This is a genomic window from Kordiimonas pumila, assembly GCF_015240255.1.
Lineage (GTDB): Bacteria > Pseudomonadota > Alphaproteobacteria > Sphingomonadales > Kordiimonadaceae > Kordiimonas > Kordiimonas pumila.
The window spans coordinates 3,380,647-3,406,241 of record NZ_CP061205.1 but is presented as its reverse complement, the minus strand read 5'-3'; the positions used below and the strand labels follow the sequence as shown (position 1 = coordinate 3,406,241).

Genomic DNA, 25,595 nt, shown 5'->3' with positions numbered 1-25,595 from the left:
CCTTCAAGACGACGGTTGCTTGTTGGCGGGCCCCTTGTATCATAGCCATCTAATGTGGCAAGACTTGAAATCCATAACCAGCATCAAGAAGTAAGAAAGATATGTCAGATACGGCCCTTGGCTCAAATGAATATGAATATACGGTTTCCGAAATTTCAGGCGCGCTCAAGCGGTCGGTTGAAGACCAGTTTGGCTATGTGCGGGTGCGGGCGGAGCTTTCTGGGGTTAAGCGGGCTGCTTCTGGCCATGTTTATTTTGCACTCAAAGATGATCAGGCCGTGATTGACGGCGTGTGCTGGCGTGGTAGTGCATCGCAGCTTTCTTTTGTACCGGAAGACGGGCTTGAAGTGGTTTGCACCGGCAAACTTACGACATATCCGGCGCGGTCAAAATACCAGATGGTTGTTGACAAAATGGAGCCAGCGGGCGCTGGCGCGCTTATGGCGCTGCTTGAAGAGCGCAAGAAAAAACTGGCGGCGGAAGGTTTGTTTGACCCTGCCCGTAAAAAGCCCATTCCCTATATTCCGGGTGTTATTGGTGTTATTACATCGCCGACCGGCGCTGTTATCCGCGATATATTACACCGCCTTGCAGACAGGTTCCCACGCAGGGTTATTGTGTGGCCTGTACTTGTGCAGGGCGAAGGGGCCGCAAACCAGATTGCAAAAGCCATTGAAGGCTTTAACGCTTTAACAGCAGAAAGCCCTATACCGCGTCCAGATGTACTGATTGTTGCGCGTGGTGGTGGTTCGATCGAGGACCTGTGGTCGTTTAATGAAGAAGTGGTGGTGCGGGCTGCAAGCAATAGTGTTATTCCACTTATCTCTGCGGTTGGCCACGAAACCGACACCACCCTTATTGATTACGCCTCAGACCTGCGGGCGCCGACACCCACGGGTGCGGCAGAAATGGCGGTTCCTGTTAGGGAAGAGCTTGTCTACACAGTTGCAGACTATGGTCGCAGGCTGGTGGGCCAGAAAAATATTATGATCAGGGATCGCAGCGAGCGCCTTAAAGGGTTGGCGCGGGGGCTTCCCAAACCACGGGATATGCTGGGGCTTCTAAGTCAGCGTTTCGATGAACTTGCTGAGCGCCTACCGCGCGGCCTTATTAGTATTGCACAGGCAAAATCCATTCGGCTGAACCGGCTTCTTGGTGGGCTGAGTGCCGGGCGGTTATCGCAGCTTTTATCATTCAGAAGCAATCAGTTAGAAGTAAACGGCAAGCGCTTGCAGCCCTTGTATACACGCCGACTTGCTGATTTGTCTTCAAGGCTTGAGGGCACGGGGCGTATGCTGGATAGCCTGTCGTATGAGCGGGTATTGGACCGTGGCTTTGCACTGGTTGAGGACGCAAACGGAACACCGGTTTCAAAGGCGCAGGCCTTATCAGCGGGGGACATGTTAAAGCTGCGATTTGCGGATGATAGCCGCCAGGTTCAGGTGGTGGAAGGCGGCGGTGTGGTGCCGCCTTCTTCGCAGGCGCCCGCTAAAAAAACACCGCCTAAAAAAGCAGATAAAAAACAAACTGATATGCTGCAAGGCAGCCTGCTGTAATTATTTTTATGTGCGCCAAACTTTTGCCGCCTTCTCTTGATGGAATGCTAGAATGAAAGCTTTAGAAACTGCATTTTTATTATTGTTTACAGTGACATGTGCTGCATATGCTGTGGCTGCTACAGAGTTGCAAGGCAGCGTAGCACAGGGCGGCATGGTGTGGGGCATAGCAGAGCAGGGCGCCGTAATATTGCTTGATGGCAACCCCGTTAAAGTGGGGCCAGAGGGGCAATTTGTTTTTGGTTTTGGCCGCGACGCCGGCCCTGAGGCAAGGCTGATTATCATCAGCAGGGCAGGTAAGCGCACGGAGAAAATTCTGAAAGTAGAGCAGCGTACTTTTGATATAGAACGGGTGAAAGGCTTGCCGCCTAAAACGGTAAACCCGCCGCCAGAGTGGGCGGCACAGCGCAAGGTGGAAACCGGGCGTGTGGCCAAGGCGAGGGCAGAAACCACAGGCGATACTTTCTGGACAGAAGGCTTTATAAGGCCCGCAAAGGGCCGGTTTTCCGGCTTTTATGGCAGCCAGCGTATTCTGAACGGCGAGCCAAAAAACCCCCATTACGGGCTTGATATTGCAGCCAAAGTGGGAGAGCCTATTTATGCGCCAGCGGGTGGCACAGTGCGCCTTGCGGACCCTGGTTTTTTGCTGGAGGGCGGCATTGTTATTATTGATCACGGCTACGGTGTAACATCAACGCTGTTTCATATGAATTCGGTTGACGTAAAAGAAGGTGAAACGCTACATCAGGGCGACCCAATTGGCACGATCGGCGCAACGGGAAGGGCCAGCGGCCCTCATGTTGACTGGCGGGTGAATTGGGGGAGTGTGCGGCTTGATCCCTATTTGCTGCTGTCAGAGGCTGATAAAAAATAACAACTCATTATGCTGTAATAAGGGCGGAAAACAGGCCCGGACAAGGAAATAAAGATGATCTTCAGGCGAGGAAATAGCACACAGCAACAGCAGGCACAGTGCCGGCACAGTGTGCCATATTTGTGCGTTGTTGTGCCACTTTTGGCGCTGCCATTTGGCACCGCTACATATGCGGCAGATAACAGTTTTGAAATAGATGGTTACGTAGGCGTAACAAGCGACTACCGCGACCGGGGTATCTCAATGTCTGATCTCGACGCTTCCGTTCGGGGTTCCATTTCTGTATTTCACGATAGCGGCTTTTACGGCGGGGTAGATGCTGCCCTGATTGATGATCAGATGGGCGGGGATACCAAAACAGAATTTTTCGCGGGTTACAGCATGGACCAGGGTGATTATATTTATGATTTCTCGGCAGAGCTTGACGGCATTCACGGCAACGGATCTGACTATTACCCAGAGTTTAAAGCCAGCATGGCGCGTGACTTTGGCCTTGCCTTCATTCGCACCGGCCTTGCATACGCGCCTGAAGGCCGCTGGAACACACCAGATGTAGATAGCCTTTATGCCTATACCGATCTTGAAATTCCGGTTCCAACCTTTCCTGAGCTTACAATCATCAGCCGCCTTGGCTATGACATGCGCAGTGACCGGTCGAATTTGCTCGACTGGTCTGCCGGTCTCTCCGTGTTTGTTGACAGCTTTGAAGTGACGTTGATCTATGAGGATTCGTCCCTTGATAGCGAGATCGCAAAAGGCCGCTTTGTCTTTGGCACCCGTTTTTATTTTTAAGGCTGGATGCGCCGTTCTAACCGTCGCATGACGAATAGGATGAAGTGGTGAGTGATGTAATAATGATCACCTAAATCGGGGCGAACAGGCCGTGGCGGAGGGCGTTTTTGCGGCTATAGGTATGCACAGGCCTTTCTGCATCTTCAACCCGGCATTGCCATTCCGTGAGCGCCGGTTTCACCCGTTCCATCACTGGGGCCTGCAACGCGGGGCTAACCGCAACAATATGGTCATGCAGGGGTTTTTCGCGGTTGAAGATCAGGTTTTTGCCGTGGGCAGTGGTGCAAATGCCGCCTGCTTCCAGCAGGATAAGGTCTGCGGCTGCCACGTCCCAGTCATTTTTGGGGCGCAGCGTAACGCAGCAGTCAAACTGGCCATCAGCGATTTGACATATCCTGAGGGCAATGCTGTTTGCGGCTTCGGCCTGCATGGTTTCTGGCCACGGGTTTGGCCAGAATTTCTCATGACGGAAGGCCTCAGGGTCGCCCATCATGCGGGCTGTGTTCAGGTTATCTGCGCCTGAAACCTCAATATGTTTGCCGTTTTTGCGCGCCCCCCGGCCATATTCAGCAAAATAGAATGCGTCTTTCACCGGCGCATAAAAGGCGGCTACAACAGGGCGCTGGTCTTGCACCAATGCCACCGATATGCCCCAGTCATCGCCGCCTGCAATAAAGGCGCGGGTACCGTCGATCGGGTCCACCACCCACAGGCGGCCACAGCGCAGGCGCTCTGGCTGGTCTTCGGTTTCTTCAGACAGCCAGCCATAACCGGTCCGGTTTTGCATCAGGGTGGTACGCAGAAATTCATCAACAGCCATGTCGGCTTCGCACACAGGGTTCCCGGGGGATTTTTCCCACACTTTTACATCACGGGCGAAATAGGAAAGGGCGATCCGCCCTGCTTCCTCTGTTACCTGCCGTACAAGGCGGGCATCGTCGGCAAGCGACCACGGGCTATAATCATCATCAAACACGTTTTGGGCATTTTTTGCCACGGGTTTACTCTACATCCAAAGCGCGCATCCCCATATACGCCGGGTTATCATTCGCTTCCCTCAGTTCCCACTAAAACCTACTATGCGCCAGCCACCATCATGCCGTCAATACGGCTTGTGGGCGCGTTGGTACCATACTGCATCACCAGATCAGATGATACCTGAAGCTCCATGAACATTTCCTTAAGATTGCCAGCAATTGTAAACTCGCTCACAGCTTCGGCGATAACACCGTCCCTGATCATAAAGCCAGCGGCCCCCCGGCTATAGTCACCTGTTACACCGTTCACACCCATGCCGATAAGATCGGTAATATAAATGCCTTCCTTGATGTCGGCCATTAAGGCACTGGGGCTAAGGTCGCCCGGTGCAATATATAGGTTTGTGGTGGAAATGCCGGGCGCTGACGAGGTACCCCGGCTGGCGTGGCCGGTAACGGCAAGCCCAAGCTGGCGCGCGCTGGCGCTGTTCAAAATCCACGATTTTAAAACGCCGTTTTCCACAAGGTTCTGGCGGCTAACTGCCACACCTTCGCCGTCAAACACTTTGCTTGAAATGCCGCGTTTTATCAGCGGGTCATCGGTTACTGTAATGGCCGGGTTAAAAACAGGCTTGCCCATTTTATCTTTTAAAAAGCTGGTGCCGCGCGCCACGGCTGTGCCGGAAATAGCCCCGACAAAATGGCCCAAAAGGCTGTTTGCCACACGGGGCGCAAACACAAGCGGCATGCGCCCGCTTTTTGCTTTTGCGGGGTTCAGGCGGCCTACTGCAAGATCGCCCGCTTTTTTGCCAATATCGGCGGCGTTTGCCATGTCGGCAAAGTGGCGCTTTGACGTATAGTCATAGTCGCGTTCCATCGCGGTGCCAGTGCCAGCAACCGCCGTGGCGGAAATGGAAAAACTGCTGCCCTGATAGTGGCCTTCAAAACCGTGGCTGGTGATAAGCGAAATGGCATAGCTGCCAGCGCTGGCACCTGCGCCGCCCGAATTGGTAACGCCTTTTACGCTGTAAACCGCATCTTCTGCAATTTGCGCCAGTTCTTTTAGCTGGTCGGCAGATATATCAGTATCGTCGTAAAGGTCAAGGTCAGGGAACGGGCCGTGGGCCAGCGCTTCCTTGGGCGCAAGGCCGCAGTATTCATCCTCTGGTACAGCGCGTGCCATGGCAACAGTGCGCTCGACTAGCTCTTTCAGGTTGGCGGGCCGCCTGTCGCTGGTGGAAACCATGGCCTGCTTTTGGCCAAACATAACGCGAAGGCCAATGTCTTCGCCCTCTGAACCTTCTACATCTTCCATCTGGCCGTTGCGCCACGAAACCCCACGTGAACGGGCATCTACCGCCACAGCGTCAGCGGCGTCAGCGCCTGCTTTTTGGGCGGCATTTACAAGATCGTGAAGGGTCTCAAGGGTGCGTTGGGGCATAAACAATTCCGGTGGGTTTTAAAGCGAACACTATAGGACCGCCAATAAGCCACAAACAGGCGCTAAGGGCAAGGCAGGAGATATGATTTTTAAGGGTTACGCAGGCAAGGAAACGCCCTTCATGCTGGATGAAAGGCGCTGTAGGCTGGTTTAGTGGTGTTTCACTTCGGTTTGGTGGCCGGTTTCTTCTGCATGAAGCTCTGCCTCGTGCTGGGCTTCGGCTTCATCGTGGCTGTCGTGCCCTATTTGTTTATTCTCATCATGGCAGTAAACATAATACACATTTTCGTCTAACGCGATTGCCGCACCAGAAAGCGCAAACAGGCCTGCAACCATTATCCCCGTAATACCCTTAGTCATGTTTCTCATGATATTTCCCCTATCGTAATGAGGACAGAATAATACCGCATGATATATTACTTTTGTCTTAAAGCGGGCATCTTACTTTATTAGGCGTCATTACCCGGCTTGACCGGGTAATCTATACATTATGACAATCACCCTAGACTCGCCGATCAAGTAGGCGAGTGACGAATATTATAGACTCCCGCCTGAATGAGAGTGGCGCTATAGTAGCTACAGTTACAGTTTACGATCAGGGGGATTTATGACTGACGATGGTCTTCTCTATCACTACACCAGCAATGAAGTATTCATGAATATAATCGAAAGTGACACATTGCGTCTTTCATCTCTGGATGGAACCAATGATTATCAAGAAGGCACATGGATATTAGACAAATATACTGACTTTTTAATCAAGGAAGGTGCTGAACTAAAGAAGAATACAGGTGAATCTCGGCGTCACAAAGAAAGAATTCTAGCGGCAAGAAATAATTTTCTTGGTTTTGCTGCTTGTTTTTCTCAAGGAGGAGAGAAACTAAGCCAGTGGCGAGGATATGCCGATAATGGCAAAGGCGTGGCTCTGTGCTTAAACAAAGAAAAAATGGAGAATTTCATTAAGTCTATTAACGAACAACACAAGTTAAATATACGATATGGCGAAATTAAATATACTGAGAGTGATCATGATAAGTTTATTAAACAACATATCGAAAAAACTATAAAAAAGCTTAGTCGTTCAAAAAATCTAACTCCAGAAAAAGAAAAAGATTTAATTAACGATCAATGGGCTAGCCTTTTCTCCCATATATATTTTCATAAAAACCCTGCATTCAAAGAAGAGCAAGAGTATCGTATTTGTCTAAATGTACCAGTTATAGAATTATATGAAGAAATATGGGCAATCAGAATAGGAATGAAGGGAAAACCCTTTGGAATCGTACCTTATATCAACTTCCAATACCCTAAAATAAAGCGAAGAGCAGTACTTGGCGGTATGCTAGAGAAGGTAATCTTGGGGTCAAAAAATATCACGCCCTCAAATCATCTAGAGTTTTGGTTAAAGACAGGTGGTTTTGAAAATGTAACTGTTGAACAGTCTAAAGCCTCTTACCGCTAATCATTTCCAGACCTTCTTGCCGCTACCCGGTATGCCGAGGGTGTCCCACAGGGCGTCTACCTTATCCACCACATCTGCGTCCATCGCAATTTCCTTGCCCCATTCGCGGTGGGTTTTATTTTGATATACGATAGCGATATGCTATATTTATATCTTAAGGAGTAAGGAAATGACCATGCAGCAAATTATAGCACGTATCCCTGATGATGAGCTTGCTGAACTGGATCAGCTCGCACATCGAAAGCATATTTCACGGGCAAAAGCGATGCGTGATGCCGTTCGAATGTATCTGGATGAAAACAGCAAATCAGTTAATCAGGAGGCGTTCGGCTTGTACAAAAAGGCACCAGTTGATGGTCTTCAGGTGCAGCAAGCCCTGCGCGAGGAATGGGGCAAGTGAAGGTTGTTTTTGATAGTTGCATCCTCATTGATTACCTGAATGGCATCAAGCCAGCGAAGGCTGAGATAGAAGCCCTGGATAAAGGGTCCCGCTGTATCAGTACATTAACATGGATTGAGGTGATGGTCGGGGTTGAAGAAGACCATATTGATATTGTCAGTGATTTTTTAGCTTCCTTCACTGTATTGTCGCTAAACGCAGATGTTGCCATGGCAAGTGTGACAGTGCGGAAAGAGCGAAAAATAAAGCTGCCTGATGCGATTATTGAAGCAACGGCAATTGCAAACAATGCATTGCTTGTGACCCGTAATACAAAAGATTTTCAGGCTTCTGTCAGTGTGCGTATCCCGTACACACTGTAGGTGTTATTTCCAAATCTTCTTGCCGCTACCCGGTATGCCGAGGGTGTCCCATAGGGCATCCACCTTATCCACCACATCCGCTTCCATATAAATCTCGCGGCCCCATTCGCGGTGGGTTTCGTTGCCTATTTTATTGGTGGCATCCAGCCCCAGCTTGCCGCCAAGGCCGCTTTCGGGGGAGGCGAAATCAAGGTAATCAATCGGGGTGTTCTCCACCGTCACGATGTCGCGCACCGGGTCCATCCGGGTAGAAATCGCCCACATCACTTCTTTCCAGTCGCGGCAATCAATGTCAGCGTCCACCACAATTACAAATTTGGTATATACAAACTGGCGTAGGAACGACCACACGCCCATCATCACCCGTTTGGCGTGGCCCGCGTAAGCTTTTTTAATGCTCACAACCGCAATGCGGTAGCTGCAGCCCTCTGGCGGCAACCAGAAATCCACAATTTCGGGGAACTGCTGTTGCAGCAGCGGGATGAACACTTCATTCAGCGCTTCGCCCAGCACGCTTGGCTCATCAGGCGGCTTGCCGGTGTAGGTGGAAAGGTAAATTGGGTCTTTCCGCATGGTGATGGCGGTTACGTTAAACACCGGGAACTGTTCTACGCTGTTATAATACCCCGTGTGGTCGCCGTAAGGGCCTTCGGCGCGGTAATCGTCCAGGCTCACGAAACCTTCGATCACAATCTCTGCGGTGGCGGGCACTTTGAGGGGCACGGTCTTACAGTCTACCAGTTCCACCTTTTTGCCGCGTAGCAAACCGGCGAATTGGTATTCGCTCAGTGTGTCTGGCACGGGCGTTACCGCCGCCAAAATGGTGCCGGGGTCCGCGCCAATCACGGCGGCAGCGGGCACAGGCTCGCGTTTCTGGTCTTTCCACCTTGCATATTGCTGCGCACCGCCCCGGTGCTTTAACCAGCGCATCAGCGTTTGGTTTTTACTTACCCGCTGCATGCGGTATATGCCCAGATTAAATTTATCTTCCGGTGCGCCAGATGGCCCCTTTGTTACCACCAAGGGCCATGTTATCAGCGGCGCAGGCTCGCCCGGCCAGCAGGTTTGAATGGGCAGTTTAAAAAGGTCAATATCATCGCCCGTTAGCACCACTTCCTGTACGGGGGCTTTTTTCACCGTTTTTGGTTTCATCGCCAGCACTTGTTTGGCAAGCGGCAGCATTTTAAGCGCGTCTTTTACGCCAGCGGGTGGTTCTGGCTGCTTCAAAAACGCCAGCGTTTCGCCCACGGCGCGCAGTTCGTGCGGTTCGCGGTTCATCCCCCACGCCACACGCTCAACCGTGCCGAACAGGTTGATCAGCACGGGCATGTCTGCTTTTTCGCCGCGCTCGTTTATCACATGCTCGAACAGCACTGCAGGGCCGCCAGCCGCCAGCACGCGGGTGCCGATCTCGGTCATTTCCAGATGCGTGGAAACCGGCTCTGAAACCCGCACAAGGCGGCCTTCTTTTTCCAGTATATCGATAAAATCTCTAAGCGATTTATAAGCCATATGCGCCTTATATAGCAGCTTTTCTGTGTGCGCTACGGTGAAATGCGGCTTTGGGGGAAATTACAGCCAGCGGCGGGTGCGCATGCAGTAAGCTTGGTAATCTGCCCCAAATGTGTGCAGAAGATGTTTTTCTTCCATCGCGATAAAGCGGTAGCGCATAACAAGCAAAAACAGCACCAGCACGCCGAACGGGCTATAGCCCCCCACCCACGACCAGTAACCCGCAAGAACCACGGTCATGGCAATATACATGGGGTTGCGCGAACGGCGAAACATGCCAGTGGTTACAAGCTTTGTGGGCTTGTCGCCCGGTAAAATAGTGGTGCGCGCGCGCTTGAACTGCCTGTTGGCAACAATAGCGATAAGCAGCCCAAGTGCCATAACAAGGCCGCCTGAAAGGCTGTAGGCGACCGGCTCGCCGGTTTCCCATTTGCCGAGATAATATATTGCCACCATGGCGGCAATAAAAACATACGGCGGCAAAATACGCGGCACCCCGTATGGGGGGCTTGTATCTGTTTTAGGGTGAGTCATGGTGCTTCTCCCTCAATGTATGGGTGGTAGCTAACTAAAGCCAGCGGCGAGTGCGCATGCAGTATACCAGATATTCCTCGCCGAACACAGCCAGCATATGCCGTTCTTCCATTGCAATAAAGCGGTTCTGGATAAAGGCTATAAAAGGCAGCAACACCATAAAGGGGCTAAAGCCGCCCGTGAATGACCACAGGCCCGCAAGCGCCAGCACCATTGCACCGTATATGGGGTTGCGCGAATAGCGGAACGGCCCATTTGTGATAAGGGCTGCGGGTTTGGCGCCCGGCATGATGGTGGTTTTGGCGCGTGCAAATGTAACGGCAGACCATGCTGTGATGCCAGCCGCCGCTGCCAGCACCGCCAGCCCACCAGTGGTGAGCGTGAAAGCACCCGTTTCCATATGGCCCAGCCACAGGGAAAGCCCTGCCGCCAGCACAAACAAATGCAGCGGCAACAGGCGTGGCACCTTGTAGCCGCTGTTTTGGTTTTTAGGGTCGTTTCTGCTCATGCTGTTCCCTTTGGTGGTTGCAGAGCAGTTTTACGGCTATTTCTCCAGCAGTTCAAGCGCGGCGATGGTCATGGCCTCTACCCCGGTTTTAATCGACGGTTCTGGCGCGATTTTGAACACAGGGCTATGGTGTCCCGGAATGGCGGGGCCGCCGTTTTTCGCTGCTTCAAAGGCTTCTGCCGGTGTGCCGCCTACCATAAAGTAAAAACCGGGTACATTTTCGGGTGTGCGGGTGAAGTCTGTAAAGTCTTCCGCAGCCATATTGTGCTGTTCGTAAGCAACAATCCGGTCAGCGCCGAACTTTTCCTTGAAGGTGCTGTCGAGCCGGGTGGTGAGGGATGCATCATTTTTGGTTACTTCATAGCCGCCCTTGTGCACCATGTAGGGCAATTTGTCTTCCGGCAGGCCGGCGGCGCGGCCCATGTTTTTGGCAATGCGCTCTATGCCGGTGAGCAGGGTTTCGCGCACTTCGTCGCTGTTGGCGCGCACAGTGAGCGCCATGGTCGCCTGATCAGGGATGATGTTGCCAGCGGTGCCCGCATGGAAGGTGCCCACGGTTACAATACCTGCTTCAAGCGGCGATATATCCCGCGTGATCAATGTTTGCAGTGCGGTGACAATCTGCGCGCCGATCACGATCGGGTCTTTGCCGTACTGCGGGGCAGCGCCGTGTGTGCCAATGCCGGGCACGATAATTTCTACACTGTCGGCAGAACTATACATGGTGCCAGCGCGGTAATAGATTTTGCCAGCAACATCGGCCGAACCAACATGAAGGGCAAGGGCATAATCCGGTGTGGGGAACTTGCTGTATAGCCCGTCATCCAGCATGGCTTGCGCGCCGCCGTATGCTTCCTCTGCCGGTTGGCCGATCAGCACAAGGGTGCCTTGCCACTGGTCTTTTCTCGTGGCCATTTGTTTGGCAGTGCCCACAAGCGCCGTGACATGCATGTCATGCCCGCAGGCGTGCATCACCGGCATTTCCACCCCGTCAAGGTTCACTTGCGTTTTGGTGGAAGCATAAGCAAGGCCTGATTTTTCCTGTAGGGGCAGGGCGTCCATATCGGCGCGAATCAAAACCGTGGGGCCTTTCCCGTTTTTCATTACGGCTACAACGCCCGTTTTGCCAACACCGGTGCTAACACTGTAGCCAAGGGCTTTCAGTTCTGCGGCAAGGCGTTTCGATGTTTCGGTTTCCTGAAAAGATAGCTCAGGGTTGCTGTGCAAATGCTTAAATAGCTTTTCAAGGTGTGGGTAATCAGCATTGATATCGGCCTGAAGTGGGCTTTCTGCTTTTGTCGGTAGGCTTGTTAGTATGCTGGACGCGAGAAGTGCAATCGCAAGCTTGTTCATCGTAATTCCTTCCTGAAACTGTACAAATTGAGGGTATTTTACATGCAAAATTTCGAATATATATATTTTTTTTTCAAAAGGTGTATTTGTTACGTTGACTCCGCACTTTCCCTTCGGTATTCACGGCGGCGGAGAGGTGGCTGAGTGGTCGAAAGCGGCACCCTGCTAAGGTGTTATACTGGTAACGGTATCGAGGGTTCGAATCCCTTCCTCTCCGCCATTTTCCTTTTTATCAATAAAATCAATAACTTAAATTTGCAAAAATGGCCCTTGTAGTACAGTTTGTGGTACAAAGTGTGGTACAATTTTTTTAAGTATATTTTGCTGTTTTAGCGCAAAGATATTTCATTATAGCAACGTGCCATGACTTTCCTCTCAGAATCAGGAATAATCGGGTTCATTTTCATTAGATTTTGAGGGTTTAAAAGTTTAACAATACACTGAATTTGTATTCAGGATATTACCCGCCGATAAGTAATTAAAGCTCTTTAAAATGGATACACCCCCGAGAACTGGGTTCAGCGGGGGCGTTGCGGTTTTGCCCACTCTCAATTAGCGGGCTACGTATGAGTGTATTATTATAGCAGTGTTCCCCGTCAGGCCCTATGGAACCAAAGTTAGGGATTGCATAAGAGAGGATTTTGATTTCATTTGAAGTGACGTAAGGAATGTAGAATGAAAGCTAAATCCACTAAGTCTGCTAGCAGCAAAGCTGCCGCTGAGCAAACAGTTAAGAACATCCGCATTGTGCTGGAAAGCCTACGCGGGGAAGGCTCTATCGCTGAGCTTTGCCGCCGCGAGGGTCTTGCCCAAAGCATGTATTACAAATGGTCCAAGGAGTTCCTTGAGGCTGGCAAGCCAGTGGACCTGAGCGCCCCAAAGGTGAAAGAGGGTGAACTTGAGCTGTGGCTGGTGGGCCTTGTGTGCCCCTTCGCCACCAAGGACAATAAGCTTGTGGAAGCCTGCCTCCATGACCTCATCACCGGTCCCTTAAAGGGCATACCACTTAAGATGCAAAAGACCGACCCCAAGACTGGGGAAAAGTCTGTAATTACGTTGGGAGGGGGGAAGTGAAGGGGATAGTTCCAATATTGTTTGTTTTTGTTTGTCTTAGTGCTTGTCAAACAGAATCCAAAGCGGAGAGTGAGCAGGTGTATCCGCAAAACTCTTGCTTAAGATATTGGGATGAGGGAACCAAAAACGTTGTTTGTGCAGAAATTCGTAGACTGCTCAATAACTATGTGACGGTGTCATTGAGGGACGATGCTCAGGCAGAAGTGATTGTCTTTCAAATAGAAGGCCTTTTAGAAGGTAAGGGTGATTATTCAACGTGGCAGTATGCTGCTACTCAAATAGCAAACCATTTACTTCGCGCTAAGAAAGTACAGCAATCAAAAGTGATTGTCGAAAAGCTCATAAATAAAGAGCAGTCGGATAATACGTTGTGGCATCGGTTTTATAAATTCCAACTATATAGCCTCGCGAGAGAGCTTGGTGTTGATATCGACTTTTATCAGTCTAGTGATCAAGCTGTGGGTATTGCTAAGAATCTGTTGACGATTACTTCATCACGCAGTTTGAAGTCTCATCTGATGCTGTCAACGCAAAACTATGCTAGGATTTTTCTGTCGTCTCAGCAATATAGTCAAGCAATTGCCATGATGGATTCATGTCGTGATGCAGCTTTTGCTATCAAATATGATATCGCTGTTTCTACTTGCTATAGCCCGTATCTTGACGAGCAAGATACGCCTTCAGAAGTAAAACTAGAAATTGCTACTAAGCTATATGGTGCGACTTGCTCAAGGGGCATTAAGTCACTTTGCATGGCATTACGGCACAAATTTGCCAAATTCAATTTGATTGGAAGTGAATAAAATGTCTGATCTACAAAACTTTTGGGAAACCAATGAAGGCCAAATTCTATCAATATGGCATAATGCGTTACAAGATATTGCATCATTTAACCATTATAATAACCTGATAAAAGATCGAGAGCTTAATGCATTTTCTTCATTTATGGTCACTCAAAATTTTGACTACCAAATTATTGAAGGGGCATTATTTCAAGCAAACTCTAAACTAGAATCGTTGTCTATAGAAGATTTTACTTTTACTAGGGACATGTTGGTAAATTCAGGGCCAACCAGTTCGGCCGATGTAAACATTTTAAACCCTGATTTTATACCAGATGATTTGGCTGTGCAGTGGTCTATATTGATTGAATCTGGACTTGGGCAGCTTAGCAATGTTAGCGATGTTTCAACAACTGTAAACGTTGACAATATAATAACCATTAATGGAAGTTCTTTTCAGGTTCAGACGGCAGGCCTTGATGATATTTCTGCAATAGAAATAGCCGATGCTGGCGGCGGAAACATGGTGTCCTACAATCCAATCGAAATACCGGCTATGGAGCAATTGGGTGGCTGGTATAATGATGACTATTTACCGCAATTAGACAACTCTTCATTTTCTGATTTTGACACCGGCGTGCTAGCCTCAATTCAAGCGAGATTTGACAATCCTAATGATATACATCCCGCGGGGGTCTCTTATTTCTTTGAAGAAACTGATCCTAATTGTTCCCCGTCAGGTCCTATGGGGCCAAAGTTAGGGATTGCACAAGAGAGGATTTTGATTTCATTTGAAGTGACGTAAGGAATGTAGAATGAAAGCTAAATCCACTAAGTCTGCTAGCAGCAAAGCTGTCGCTGAGCAAACAGTTAAGAACATCCGCATTGTGCTGGAAAGCCTACGCGGGGAAGGCTCTATCGCTGAGCTTTGCCGCCGCGAGGGCCTTGCCCAAAGCATGTATTACAAATGGCCCAAGGAGTTCCTTGAGGCTGGCAAGCCGGTGGACCTGAGCCCACCGAAGGTAAAAGAGGGTGAACTTGAGCTGTGGCTCGTGGACCTTGTGTGCCCCTTCGCCACCAAAGACAGGCTGGTGGAAGCCTGCCTCCATGACTTGATCACCGGCCCCCTTAAGGGCATGACCCTTCATATGCAAAAAACCGACCCTAAGACAGGTGAGAAGTCCATCATCAAGCTGGGAGGGGAAAAGTGAGAGAGTTACGGCCTAGATATGGAATAATAGCAATAGCCTTAGCACTATTAATTATTCTTATTTGGCCAGAAAAAGAATATTATAGAAAAGCCCCGCTAAGTGGTGAGTTATTAGATGAGTACGGGTGCCCCCGATATATCAAACCTGATAACCCCCGTGTAACTGCAACGCGGGGAAAATTTTCCAATCCTCCAGATGCGGGTACGCCACTTGAAACTATAGGGCTTGTAAAAGCACCTAAAGCTGATGGGAATGGCTTTTTCTATTACCGTATGCCCATTGGTTATAGTTTGAATTGGCTGACATGGGAAGAAGAGTCTCGCTTTGATCCTAACACTCCGTTGTTTGGGACATGGTGGACTTTTTGGATGCCTGAAAAAAGATATCCTGAAATGCCTGTCGGTTATTCGCTTATGACGAAGGCCTATAAATGTGAGCAGGGTCGGCCATATCCAAGTGAAGATCATTATCTTGTATCATTTGGTGTGGAGGCTCTTGTCAATGAGAAATTAAATAGTGGCGGTACGCCAGAACATATGTGGCGCCGTAAATTTAAAAAACCGGATGGTGATATTATATTACCGTCAGGGATTATTACCCGCCAGTCAACCTCGGGGGATTTTGTCATTCCTGAAAAGTTAAGCTCAGCGCGACAGTTACCTAATGGTTTGAACGCAGATAAGGGGTGGGGTATTGGGCGTGTTTACTATCGCAATCCCGAAAATCACCCCTATCAGTTCATGATAGAGTGTGCCGATTCATTTAGCATGTTATGTTCTAGTCAGTTTTATTTCCCAGATCGCAACTTGAATATTGTCATGCATTTCACTCGTGAGCGTGTGGATATGTGGGAAGATATATTAGTTGCAGCTATGGAGCTGCTTGATCACTGGCAAGTTGATCTAGATTTGCTGCCTGTATTCCAAAACTAAAGTAATAGGGTCTATTCGATGTCTCAGACGCAATATACATTTACGGCGGCTCAAATTTCTGAACTTAAAAGTATTGTTGGCTATAATGACCAGACACAAACGTTTGATACGAGTTTATCATGGCAAGGTTATGAATATGTATCTAGCATTATAGGCGATGTTACTATAAGTGGCGATGCGACAGTTTCAGCCTTCAACCGACGGACCTCCGTACTATCAGTAGTCTCCTGCTTGCGTTCTTTGGCGGGCTTATGGAATTGACGCTTCCAGCCATAAAGGGACTTCGTGCAAACCCCGAGACGCTCTGCAACCTCTTTAACCGAATAACCTCGGTCAGTGATTTGTGCTACAGCATCACGCTTAAACTCTTCTGTATAACGAACACCTATCGGCATAATCTATAAACTCCTTGCTTCCATTTTATAAAGCGCAAGGTGTCTACAAATCTAGGGGCATCTCATTTCTGTTTAAGGCTGGATTTTATCCCTTCATACCCCCTTCCTACGCGGACACAAACTTTGGCGGGCATCTTGACAGAGCAACGCTCTGCACGGTGCAAGGCTCGCTTCACTCGGGCTTCGCCCGCGCTGGGAGGGATAAAACCTGTATCAATATAAAACAGAAACGCTTTAAGTATTTAAGTTATAGGCACTTCTTTTCAGGCGAAGCAATTTACATGTGTTATCTGAGAATAGGTACTATTCTGCCCCAGCCATTTCGATGAATGCTTCATGGGTCTCTCGATAAGATGGCCGCTGCCGGATACGCGCTATATAGGCAGCAACCTTTGGCGATGCATCGATCTGATTAAACAGAACCGAGAAGTCTAGCAGACCGCCAAAGACGACATCGGCAGCGGTGAATTGCTCGCCCAGCGCCCAACCCGTTTCGGGGGTCATTACTTCTATAGTGGCCAATACGCGAGGTATGTCCCCCCATCCAGCTGACCTTGGCTCAGGATGCTGTATTCCAGCAGCTGCAAGTGTGAGTGCAGGCTCAATTGTGTTACCTGCAAGAAACAGATAACGATAATAAGTAGCACGGTCAACAGAACCTATTGCAGGTGCCAACCCCTTTTCCGGAAACTTGTCAGCAAGGTATGCGCAGATGGCAGCCACTTCTGTAACCACCGTTCCACCATCCACAAGTGCAGGCAGCTTACCCATAGGGTTAATTTTTCGAAAGTCCGACAAATTATTCTCGTCTGTAAAGTCGATGATGATTTGTTCGTGCGGAGCATCAAGTTCTTTAAGCATCCAGTCAGTGGTGACTGCCCGGCTCATTGGGTTGAAGTAGTGCTTCATATTTTAGAGTTCCTCGTATCCATATGGAGAAGTTGAAAAATACTTTGATGGCTATGGGCTATTGCCATTTAGAGTGGATTATTCCCACTGGTTTGAAGTATATGGCAATTTATGCCGTTATATGGCATATTAAACTGATGATAAATACCAGCTTTGAACAACGTGCCGAGCGGCGTAACCGCCTCATCGGCCTGCTTCGATCTGAGGAGCACTGGAAGACCTCAGACTTACGTGAACATCTGGGTGTTAGCCAGCGTACGTTGATGCGTGAACTGGCAGAGCTAAGGCATGCCGGTTATCCCATTGAATCGGATAGGGGGCGTGGGGGAGGTATTCGCCTGAATGGTCGGTGGGGAATTGAACGCCTGAATTTAAACCATCATGAGGTAGTTGAACTAATACTCTCATTAGCGATTATGGAGTCTCTGCAATCACCACTGCTAACTGGCAATCTGAAAGCTATCAAGCAGAAGCTTTTCCAAGCCTTCCCTCAAAAGCAGCGAAGCTCAGTCAGCACTATCCGTAAACGTATAATGATTGGCGACAATGCGGCAAACAATATAGTATCCCATTATACGGCACCAGATCAGCGAATTTCCGAGAGTATAGCGGAATCATTTTTACGGCGGAATTTCTTGGAGATCGAATATCAATCTGAGGCAGGCGAGCGAACTCTTCGTGTGATTGAGACGCAGTATATACTGCTGAATTGGCCTATATGGTATATTTTGGCGTGGGATCACCTTCGATTGTCATCCCGAGTGTTCCGAATAGACCGAATTAAAAATGCTCGCATTGTTGATGGCAGCTTCCAGCTTCGCCCAAAACATATGTTCACTGGCATATACGCGCCGATTTACCAAACTATTTAGGCATAATCGGTCTGGAAGTGATACAGCATTGCTGCTCTTTTGCGTCGGGTGTTGGCGCAATTGAGTCCACACCTTAGTAACTAGTACAGCTATAAAGCTTATTTATGCGCTATTATGAAGTTGCCTTGATAAATTGTTATGCACCCATGTTTGATGTCAAAGTCGAGTGAATATGAAAAATAGAAAAAAACTAATAATACGAGTGATGATAGCGGTTTTTTTGACCGTCAGCAGCATATTGATATTCGCCCCTTGGGAGTTTGCGATTTATTATTTTGCCCCTCTCCCTGCGACCGTTCAAGAACAAGTTGATGAGGCAGTTAACCATGGCTTGGATGGCATCATTGTTTATGTCCAAAAGGAGGGACAAGAAGCTGAATTTTATGCCAGCGGCTGGCATAATAGAGATAAAAAAATTCCTGCAGATCCAAACGCGCTTTTCAAAATTGCGAGCATCGGCAAATTGTATAATGCGTCTGCCGTAGCTAAACTTGTAGCGAACGGCGCCTTGTCACTTGATGGAACGCTTGCGGACTATGTGCCGTCGCTCGTGGGGCGCATTGAGTATGCTGACGAGATTACAGTACGCATGTTGGTGCAACACCGAAGCGGCATACCAAATTACACAGATCATGATGATTTTCATTGGTCAGAACAATCTATTGGGCGCGAAGAAAACTTAAATTTGATTTTAGACACACCAGCAGATTTTAAGCCGGGGAGCGATTACAGCTATTCCAACACAAATTACCTGCTGCTTGGTAAGATAATGACTAAGACGCTGGGCTATGATCACAAACACTATATTAAAGATGAAATATTAGTGCCCCTTGGCCTGAAACGAACCTTTTTCTCCATAAATGATATTAATTTAGGCGAGCTTATGAGCGGCTATTTTGTAGGGTATGACGATGACCTTAAAGAGCTTGATCAAGGGTATGTTGCAACCGCTAAGGATGTGGGTGTTTTTCTGAGAGCTCTAAATGATGGCACGTTATTTACTGATAAAGAGCAGGATATATACGCGTCAATTTATGAATACGAGCATAAAGGCTGGGTGCTAGGCTATGTAAGTATAGCGCGTTATCACAGAGATATTGATACGGTAGTGATCCAGTTTGTGAATACGAACGGCGATGATACAGAATTGCTTACAGACATTGTTTATGACCGTATTATTCAAATTCTACGAATGCGGAATGGCAATTAGTAAGGCCATACGCTGCTAAACCATATCCACCTTTCACAGCATACTATAGCACTTAAATATTATGTTCCCCGAAATTCTTACACCTTCAGATGATGACTTAAAGTAACAAAAATGATTGGGCATTCCACCAGTTTACAGCCCCGAAAACCGTGCAGAAAACTTTTTTCTGGCAGTGCCTTTTAGAAACATCCTACTTAGGCTGACATGATCTCCTATATGCGCTATAGTTATATCCTGTGGATTCATACTTCCATACAAAATCTAATTGTGAATAGTCTAGTTCAACGTCATCCGCTATATCCAACTCTGTCAGTTTTGCTTTAAACTTCTCTTCAGAGGTATAATGAATCAAGTTTCCATTCGCTTTATTCAAAACAAAATACATTTTGGTATTTGTAACCATGGTATTTTGAGTGTCTCCACATACAACAGGCTGAAGTTTAAGCCTTAACCCCACTATATATTTTCTGGTTACGTCATAGCTTACAATTGTTCCTTCCACATATGTTTTTCCATCTTTAACAATTGAGGTTTTATCCATCGATGGCCAATTTAACAGATATCCATTAGGTATTGAGCAGGGGTTGGTAACACACCATCTGGAAAGGCTGCATTTTTATATATTTCCTGCATATTCTGTTCAAATTCTTCACCAGTTAGCTCATGAGCCCCCCAGGTATCTTTCAATAGTTTATGAGCCTCAAATAGGGTAGAAAATGCCCCTTTTTCAAAAAAGCGCGACACAGCATTTGTACCCTCCCAGTAGCAACCCTCCACCGTGGATACCGTCTGAGAGCCTAAAAAAGCTGACTGATTGCCGGAACTAGCAGTAACATCATATGTTGTTGTCCTAATACTGCATGTTACTTCCCCCGTTGGATCAATCCCATTCACCGGATCATTAGCTACGTAGCCATACATGTTCATATTATCTTCATAGCCGATGGGGTCGGTCTGCAGTTCACGAGCGAACCGTCCAATTAGGCCAAGCTTAGGCGCTTTCGTTAGTGAGTTGATACTGTTGTGCTATAGCGGTTAAACCATGCTTTTACACTCTCCACTTTTTCGATCTGGTGGCTTGGGCGCCAGCCAGAAGACCCATGAGATTCACCCGGAACCCGTGCCAATACAGCGTCTACATTGTTGAGCCTAAGGGCACCAAACCACTGTTCTGCCTCGGAAAAGGGTGTGCGCCAGTCATTGTCTCCCGACATGATTAAGGTGGGTGTTTTAACCTTGTCAGCGAAATACAGGGGTGAAAATTTTTGGTAGGCTTCGGGGTTTTCCCAAAGTGAACCGGGGAACCAGCTTTGCAGGAAGGACGGAATATCTGTGGTTGTTACAGCACTTACCCAGTTTGTGACGGGATAGAAGGAGGCTGCTGCCTGAAAACGGTCGGTTTTGACCGTGATCCATTCGGTTAGCAGCCCGCCGCCACTGCCACCTGTCACATACAGCCTGTTTTTGTTGACAAAGCCTTTATCGAGCATTGCATCAACACCTGACATCAGGTCATCATAGTCGTTGCCGGGGTAAAGATGGTGAATGCCCATGGCAAATTCCTCGCCGTAGCTGGTGCTACCGCGGGGGTTGGGGTAAAGCACAATGAACCCTGCCGCGGCATAAAGCTGTTTTTCGGCGTCAAAGCGTGGGCCATAGTTCAGCCATGGCCCTCCATGAATTTCAAGGATCAGTGGGTATTTTTTGCTTTTGTCAAAATCGGGAGGGTAAATTGCCCAGCCTTGCATTGGCCAGCCATCATGCGAGGATGCCCAGTTTATTTCTTCAACATGACCGAGTGTGATGTTGTCCATAAGTTTTTTATTGAGATCCGTAAGCTGGTGCAAGGGGTTGCCAACATGGCCTGTAAAGATGTCCCCCACCAGTTCTGGTGATGTACCGGTGAGAGCTATGGTTTTTCCTACAATAGAATATGACCCGCCGCCATAACTGGTGCCTCCTGTGCCTATGTTCGCGGCAATCTCTGTTTGCTCGCCAGACAAATTAAACTCCGCTACTTTAGTGATGCCGTGGTCATCATACATGGCATAAAGGGCTTTGCTGTCCTGCCGCCAAACCGGTTTTTTAAGGGTCCGGTCAAAGTTTTCTCCCAGAACCGAAATTTTCCTGCTTTCGCGGTCCATCACATATAGCTTGCCGATCTGGTAACCACGCTTTTTGTCATCATACCCCACATAGGCAATATAGCGGCCATCTGGTGATGCTAGGGGCGTGTTGTCAGGCCCCACCCGGTCTGTAATTTGGCGAACTTTTCCGCCTGAGGCGGAAATTTCAAATATATTAGGGTCTTTTAGCGCAAACTCTTCCGCGTGTTGGTCACGTGCTACCGACAAAATGGTCTCATTGTCAGCCCAGGCAATATGGTATGTGTGGTTCGCATGTCCATAGCGGCCCCATTCACGGGCGTCTTTTGTGAGCTGTGTCAGTTTTTTTGATTTTATATCAAGGATATAAATTTCATTGGTGCCCGGTTCTTCTGCCCCAACTCCGTTGGCCCGCCCGCCCAGCCTGTCTGTATAAACAATAGGGGGAGACCATTCAGCGCCTTTGGGTTTGTTTGCAGGTTCCGCAACTGTCAGAGGTGCGGCAGGGTCATTCTTAATCAGCGCAATCCGTGCGCCGTCTGGTGACCACGCATAGGCGTGGGGCCTGGCATCTAACTGGGTAAGGGCTGTTTTTTTGCCGGTTGCAACATCAAGGAGTAGCAACTGCGGGGAGCCTGACTGGTTAGAAATAAAGGTTATCTTTTTTCCGTCTGGTGACCACCGGGGTGAGGTATCGATCTGGTTGCCGTGCGTTAGGTCAGTATGGCTTGATCCATCAACGGTAACCAGCGCTAGGTTGGCGTAGCGTTGGTCTGTCATTACGTCGCTGAAATGTCGTACGTAAACGATCTGTTTTTCATTGGGCGAAACCTGTGGGTCTGATGCATACTGAAGGGAGAAGATATCATCTGGCTGAAGTTTTCTTTCTAAAGCCTGTGCAGGAATAGCCAGATAAAAGCATGACAGCAGAACCCAGAATAGTTTCACGACGTTGTCTCCCTATGTTAGCAAACTGGAAGTCGTTCCCTTACGGCGACATATAGCTACACATACGGTATTGGTATTTTAATCATGTACAATATGTAATCTATATACAAACTGTACACGTTTCGTGTTTAATGGGGGTCGGGGCGTGGTTTAGGGGTCTGCTAAACCGAACGGTGTTACTGGCCGGCGAATATCATCCGACAGAAGTGCGCGGCCAATGGGCGGCTCTGCGCGGGCAAGGCAGTCAGCGCGGTGGCACAGGCGGCATGTGATACCTATCGGCGTTGGTTTTACAGCCGAGATTTCTGTATTCTTTGTATAAATGAGCTTATGGGCATGCTGTGATGAACAGCAAAGGGCAATGGCGCGTTCCATGCTGGGTCGCCCGTAACCACCTCCGCCCGCTGTTACTGTGCGCACAATGGAAAAAAATCTCTCACCGTCCGGTAGTTCCACCCACTGTGTTAAAACCCGTCGCGGGTTACTAAAGGCACCGTGAAGGCTCCAGAGTGGGCACGAACCACCGTGCCGGGCGAAGGGAAAGCCCGCTCCGTCCAAGCGCTTGGAAACATTGCCAGCAGCATCCACCCTAATGAAAAAGAAGGGTACACCTTCTTGTCCCGGCTTTTGCAATGTTGTTAGGCGGTGTGCGACCTGCTCAAAACTGGCGCCGAACTGGCGCCCTATTGCCTCAATATCATAGAGGCGGGTTTTTGCAGCTTTCGCAAAGGCACGGTAAGGCATCATGATAGCGCCGGCAGCATAGTTGGCTAGGGCACGGCGGGTCAGTTTTTCACCGCTTTCAGTGTCGAAACTAGTGCCTGCTAGAATGTCTGAAATGACATCTATCATCTCCATATAGACAATTTGCAGTGCAAGCTGAAAAGTTGCACTGGCTTTATCAAGTGCTTCATCCAAAATGATTTCCCTGCGGTGCATATCAAGGCGCCGCGTAAACCCGACCATGACATCAGAAGGCAGGTGTCGAACCTTTAGGCGCTGGTCGGCAAAATATTTCTCATAGCCACCGGCCCGCTTAATATCCTGTGATAAATCCTCTGCCCGATTGTCAATTTCTATAAAGTAATTTTTGCGTGCAGCGAGGAAACGTCTCGCTTCGCTCACGGGGTCAGGCCCTGCTGTTTCACCGCCGGATTGGTCGGCTAAGGCTAGTTGGCCTTCCTGATACGCTGTATAAAGCCGGATCACGGCCTCTGCTGTGGCGGGGAAAGTGCTGCCGAAATCCTGTATTTCGAGCGGGGAAAGCCCAAGATCAGAGAATAAAGGGGCCTTGAATACTGCGATCATTTGGGCATTGAAATCATCTCCGGAACCCCGCGCTAACGACGCAATGTCAGTGCGGTAAATGTCGGCAAGCTTCAAAAGCATTGTTGCGGTAACGGGGCGCTGGTTGTTTTCAATAAGGGCGATATAGGACGGCGAGACATCAAGGTCTTCTGCCATTACAACCTGTGTAAGACCAAGGTCACGCCGAAGGCGGCGTATTCTTGGACCCATGAATGTACTGCGCTCTGTTGCCATGTTTACCTCTTTTCTTACATTCATAATATTACAAATATTACAACTTTACAAAATAATTTGTAATATTTTACAAGTTCACTTTTTGGTGTGTGCAAAAACGGAAAGAAAAGCTTATCAACTGGCCTCAAGGCAGATCAGCTGATTCCCGTAAGGGGAATGCTAGATTTGTTTAGAGGAGAAAAGAGATGCCTTATGATAATAATACTGCAAGACCAGATGGAGCCAAGACTATGAGTTATCAAGATGACATTCAAAATGTTCAAAACTTGATCAAGAGTTACAAGGGAACCTGGGACGGTATCGATGCCGAAGCAGTGGCACGTATGCGTGCACAGAACCGCTTCCACACTGGCCTGGATATCGCACGTTACACTGCAGATATCATGCGCAGGGATATGGCAGCTTATGATGCTAACCCGGCTGATTACACGCAGTCCCTTGGGTGTTGGCACGGGTTTATTGGTCAGCAGAAGATGATTTCTATCAAGAAGCATTTCGGCACCACGAAAGGGCGCTATCTGTATCTTTCTGGTTGGATGGTTGCGGCGCTTCGCTCTGAGTTTGGCCCGCTGCCTGACCAGTCCATGCACGAAAAAACCTCTGTTCCTGCCTTAATTGAAGAGCTTTATACTTTCTTGAAGCAGGCTGATGCCCGTGAACTGGGTATGTTGTTCCGTGACCTAGATGCTGCACGCAAGACTGGCAATGCAGCGCAAGAAAAGGAAGTTCAAGGTAAGATTGATAATTATCAAACCCATGTTGTGCCTATCATTGCGGATATTGACGCTGGTTTTGGTAACGCAGAAGCAACTTACTTGCTCGCGAAGAAAATGATTGAAGCAGGTGCGTGTGCGCTGCAAATCGAAAACCAAGTGTCTGATGAAAAGCAGTGCGGCCACCAAGATGGTAAAGTGACTGTACCGCACGAGGACTTCCTCGCTAAGGTTCGCGCTTGCCGTTATGCCTTCTTGGAGATGGGCGTAGACAACGGTATTGTTGTGACACGCACAGACAGCTTAGGTGCTGGCCTCACCAAGCAGATCGCATACTCAAAAGAAGCCGGTGATATTGGTGACCAGTATAATAGCTTCCTTGACTGTGAAGAAGTGGCTGCTGGCGATTTGAAGGCAAACGATGTTGTAATCAACCGCGAGGGCAAACTGTTGCGCCCGAAACGCCTGCCATCGAACTTGTTCCAGTTCAAGGCTGGCACTGGCGAAGACCGCTGCGTTCTTGATTGCATCACCTCGCTGCAAAACGGCGCTGATCTGCTGTGGATTGAGACAGAGAAGCCACACGTTGAGCAGATCGCAGGTATGGTTGACAGAATCCGTGATGTTATTCCGAACGCGAAGCTGGTTTATAACAACTCGCCGTCGTTTAACTGGACACTGAACTTCCGCCAGCAGGTATTTGATGCGTGGACCGCCGAAGGTAAGGATGTATCATCATACGACCGTGCCAACTTGATGAGCATTGATTATGACGATACGGAATTGGCGGCTGTTGCCGACGAGAAAATTCGCACCTTCCAGCGGGATGGCTCCAAGCGCGCAGGTATTTTCCACCACCTGATCACGCTGCCAACCTACCACACGGCTGCACTGTCTACTGACAACCTTGCGAAGCGCTACTTTGGTGAAGAAGCAATGCTCGGTTACGTGAAGCAGGTTCAGCGCGAGGAAATCCGCCAAGGTATTGCTTGCGTGAAGCACCAGAATATGGCGGGTTCCGATGTTGGTGATGATCACAAGGAATATTTCGCGGGTGAAGCTGCGCTTAAAGCATCTGGTGAAGACAACACAATGAACCAATTCAGCTAATAGCTGATCTATAAAAACACA

At 48.8% G+C, this 25,595-nt stretch carries 27 protein-coding genes and 1 tRNA gene; 15 read left to right on the top strand and 13 right to left on the bottom strand.

Annotation, left to right across the window (positions count from 1 at the left end):
* Positions 1-101: 101 nt before the first annotated feature.
* The 3 genes from xseA to ICL80_RS15040 are packed head-to-tail and all read left to right on the top strand — an operon-like array spanning position 102 to position 3,222.
* Positions 102-1,556, top strand: coding sequence for an exodeoxyribonuclease VII large subunit (gene xseA, locus ICL80_RS15050; RefSeq protein WP_194213549.1), 1,455 nt, complete (start codon positions 102-104; stop codon positions 1,554-1,556).
* A 52-nt stretch (positions 1,557-1,608) separates the two neighbouring features.
* Positions 1,609-2,430 (top strand): M23 family metallopeptidase, encoded by an 822-nt coding sequence (locus tag ICL80_RS15045; protein WP_194213548.1) that lies wholly within the window; start codon positions 1,609-1,611, stop codon positions 2,428-2,430.
* A 54-nt stretch (positions 2,431-2,484) separates the two neighbouring features.
* Positions 2,485-3,222 (top strand): TorF family putative porin, encoded by a 738-nt coding sequence (locus ICL80_RS15040; RefSeq protein WP_194213547.1) that lies wholly within the window; start codon positions 2,485-2,487, stop codon positions 3,220-3,222.
* Positions 3,223-3,292: 70 nt separating this feature from the next.
* Here ICL80_RS15040 and ICL80_RS15035 read toward each other — a convergent pair whose 3' ends face one another.
* The 3 genes from ICL80_RS15035 to ICL80_RS15025 all read right to left on the bottom strand — a co-directional run bounded on the left by ICL80_RS15035 (position 3,293) and on the right by ICL80_RS15025 (position 6,009).
* The gene (locus ICL80_RS15035; protein WP_194213546.1) at positions 3,293-4,219 is read right to left on the bottom strand and encodes a 3'(2'),5'-bisphosphate nucleotidase CysQ; all 927 of its coding nucleotides are present in this window, start codon (positions 4,217-4,219) and stop codon (positions 3,293-3,295) included.
* 80 nt (positions 4,220-4,299) lie between these two features.
* The gene (locus ICL80_RS15030) at positions 4,300-5,646 is read right to left on the bottom strand and encodes a TldD/PmbA family protein (protein ID WP_449274503.1); all 1,347 of its coding nucleotides are present in this window, start codon (positions 5,644-5,646) and stop codon (positions 4,300-4,302) included.
* A 144-nt stretch (positions 5,647-5,790) separates the two neighbouring features.
* Positions 5,791-6,009 carry a hypothetical protein gene (locus ICL80_RS15025; protein WP_194213544.1) on the bottom strand — a complete coding sequence of 73 codons (219 nt, stop codon included), beginning with the start codon at positions 6,007-6,009 and terminating at the stop codon, positions 5,791-5,793.
* 238 nt (positions 6,010-6,247) lie between these two features.
* Between ICL80_RS15025 and ICL80_RS15020 the strand changes: the two genes are divergently transcribed.
* From ICL80_RS15020 to ICL80_RS15010, 3 genes are all read left to right on the top strand, one after another.
* Positions 6,248-7,102, top strand: coding sequence for a DUF2971 domain-containing protein (locus ICL80_RS15020; protein WP_194213543.1), 855 nt, complete (start codon positions 6,248-6,250; stop codon positions 7,100-7,102).
* Between the two features lie 169 nt (positions 7,103-7,271).
* On the top strand, positions 7,272-7,502 hold the full coding sequence (locus tag ICL80_RS15015) for a ribbon-helix-helix domain-containing protein (protein ID WP_194213542.1): 231 nt from the start codon (positions 7,272-7,274) through the stop codon (positions 7,500-7,502).
* Positions 7,499-7,864 carry a type II toxin-antitoxin system VapC family toxin gene (locus ICL80_RS15010; RefSeq protein WP_228073591.1) on the top strand — a complete coding sequence of 122 codons (366 nt, stop codon included), beginning with the start codon at positions 7,499-7,501 and terminating at the stop codon, positions 7,862-7,864. The genes ICL80_RS15015 and ICL80_RS15010 overlap by 4 nt, the downstream gene beginning before the upstream one ends.
* A 3-nt stretch (positions 7,865-7,867) precedes the next feature.
* Here ICL80_RS15010 and ICL80_RS15005 read toward each other — a convergent pair whose 3' ends face one another.
* The 4 genes from ICL80_RS15005 to ICL80_RS14990 are packed head-to-tail and all read right to left on the bottom strand — an operon-like array spanning position 7,868 to position 11,771.
* On the bottom strand, positions 7,868-9,376 hold the full coding sequence (locus ICL80_RS15005) for a UbiD family decarboxylase (protein ID WP_194213540.1): 1,509 nt from the start codon (positions 9,374-9,376) through the stop codon (positions 7,868-7,870).
* Between the two features lie 60 nt (positions 9,377-9,436).
* On the bottom strand, positions 9,437-9,910 hold the full coding sequence (locus ICL80_RS15000) for a methyltransferase family protein (RefSeq protein ID WP_194213539.1): 474 nt from the start codon (positions 9,908-9,910) through the stop codon (positions 9,437-9,439).
* 34 nt (positions 9,911-9,944) lie between these two features.
* The gene (locus ICL80_RS14995; RefSeq protein WP_194213538.1) at positions 9,945-10,418 is read right to left on the bottom strand and encodes a methyltransferase family protein; all 474 of its coding nucleotides are present in this window, start codon (positions 10,416-10,418) and stop codon (positions 9,945-9,947) included.
* Between the two features lie 36 nt (positions 10,419-10,454).
* Positions 10,455-11,771 carry an amidohydrolase gene (locus tag ICL80_RS14990; protein ID WP_194213537.1) on the bottom strand — a complete coding sequence of 439 codons (1,317 nt, stop codon included), beginning with the start codon at positions 11,769-11,771 and terminating at the stop codon, positions 10,455-10,457.
* 130 nt (positions 11,772-11,901) lie between these two features.
* On the opposite strand from ICL80_RS14990, the gene ICL80_RS14985 reads away from it, so the two are divergent.
* From ICL80_RS14985 to ICL80_RS14960, 6 genes are all read left to right on the top strand, one after another.
* Positions 11,902-11,991 (top strand) — tRNA-Ser (locus tag ICL80_RS14985).
* A 455-nt stretch (positions 11,992-12,446) separates the two neighbouring features.
* Positions 12,447-12,845 (top strand): transposase, encoded by a 399-nt coding sequence (locus ICL80_RS18215; RefSeq protein ID WP_380083113.1) that lies wholly within the window; start codon positions 12,447-12,449, stop codon positions 12,843-12,845.
* Positions 12,842-13,648, top strand: coding sequence for a hypothetical protein (locus tag ICL80_RS14975; RefSeq protein WP_194213536.1), 807 nt, complete (start codon positions 12,842-12,844; stop codon positions 13,646-13,648). The genes ICL80_RS18215 and ICL80_RS14975 overlap by 4 nt, the downstream gene beginning before the upstream one ends.
* Position 13,649: 1 nt before the next feature.
* Entirely contained in the window at positions 13,650-14,432 is a 783-nt protein-coding gene (locus ICL80_RS14970; RefSeq protein ID WP_194213535.1) for a hypothetical protein, read from the top strand.
* Between the two features lie 10 nt (positions 14,433-14,442).
* Positions 14,443-14,838, top strand: coding sequence for a transposase (locus ICL80_RS18210; RefSeq protein WP_265588774.1), 396 nt, complete (start codon positions 14,443-14,445; stop codon positions 14,836-14,838).
* A complete protein-coding gene (locus ICL80_RS14960) occupies positions 14,835-15,770 on the top strand; it encodes a hypothetical protein (RefSeq protein ID WP_194213534.1) in 936 nt (311 codons plus the stop codon). Before ICL80_RS18210 ends, ICL80_RS14960 begins: the two co-directional genes overlap by 4 nt.
* 128 nt (positions 15,771-15,898) lie before the next feature.
* Here ICL80_RS14960 and ICL80_RS14955 read toward each other — a convergent pair whose 3' ends face one another.
* Both ICL80_RS14955 and ICL80_RS14950 read right to left on the bottom strand, forming a co-directional pair.
* Positions 15,899-16,165, bottom strand: coding sequence for a transposase (locus ICL80_RS14955; protein ID WP_194213533.1), 267 nt, complete (start codon positions 16,163-16,165; stop codon positions 15,899-15,901).
* A gap of 303 nt (positions 16,166-16,468) precedes the next feature.
* The gene (locus ICL80_RS14950) at positions 16,469-17,074 is read right to left on the bottom strand and encodes a glutathione S-transferase family protein (protein WP_194213532.1); all 606 of its coding nucleotides are present in this window, start codon (positions 17,072-17,074) and stop codon (positions 16,469-16,471) included.
* 137 nt (positions 17,075-17,211) lie between these two features.
* On the opposite strand from ICL80_RS14950, the gene ICL80_RS14945 reads away from it, so the two are divergent.
* On the top strand, positions 17,212-17,946 hold the full coding sequence (locus ICL80_RS14945; protein WP_194213531.1) for a helix-turn-helix transcriptional regulator: 735 nt from the start codon (positions 17,212-17,214) through the stop codon (positions 17,944-17,946).
* Between the two features lie 172 nt (positions 17,947-18,118).
* Positions 18,119-19,156: a serine hydrolase domain-containing protein gene (locus tag ICL80_RS14940; RefSeq protein WP_194215902.1), complete on the top strand. Its 1,038-nt coding sequence runs from the start codon at positions 18,119-18,121 to the stop codon at positions 19,154-19,156.
* A 190-nt stretch (positions 19,157-19,346) separates the two neighbouring features.
* Here the strand turns inward: ICL80_RS14940 and ICL80_RS14935 are convergent, their stop codons facing one another.
* The 4 genes from ICL80_RS14935 to ICL80_RS14920 all read right to left on the bottom strand — a co-directional run bounded on the left by ICL80_RS14935 (position 19,347) and on the right by ICL80_RS14920 (position 23,751).
* Positions 19,347-19,697: a hypothetical protein gene (locus tag ICL80_RS14935; protein WP_194213530.1), complete on the bottom strand. Its 351-nt coding sequence runs from the start codon at positions 19,695-19,697 to the stop codon at positions 19,347-19,349.
* A gap of 11 nt (positions 19,698-19,708) precedes the next feature.
* Positions 19,709-20,116, bottom strand: coding sequence for an RHS repeat-associated core domain-containing protein (locus ICL80_RS14930; protein WP_265588854.1), 408 nt, complete (start codon positions 20,114-20,116; stop codon positions 19,709-19,711).
* Between the two features lie 44 nt (positions 20,117-20,160).
* A complete protein-coding gene (locus ICL80_RS14925; RefSeq protein ID WP_194213529.1) occupies positions 20,161-22,209 on the bottom strand; it encodes an alpha/beta hydrolase family protein in 2,049 nt (682 codons plus the stop codon).
* 150 nt (positions 22,210-22,359) lie between these two features.
* A complete protein-coding gene (locus ICL80_RS14920; protein ID WP_194213528.1) occupies positions 22,360-23,751 on the bottom strand; it encodes a helix-turn-helix domain-containing protein in 1,392 nt (463 codons plus the stop codon).
* Between the two features lie 230 nt (positions 23,752-23,981).
* Here ICL80_RS14920 and ICL80_RS14915 point away from each other — a divergent pair, with 230 nt between their 5' ends.
* Positions 23,982-25,574 (top strand): isocitrate lyase, encoded by a 1,593-nt coding sequence (locus tag ICL80_RS14915; protein WP_194213527.1) that lies wholly within the window; start codon positions 23,982-23,984, stop codon positions 25,572-25,574.
* Positions 25,575-25,595 lie beyond the last annotated feature (21 nt).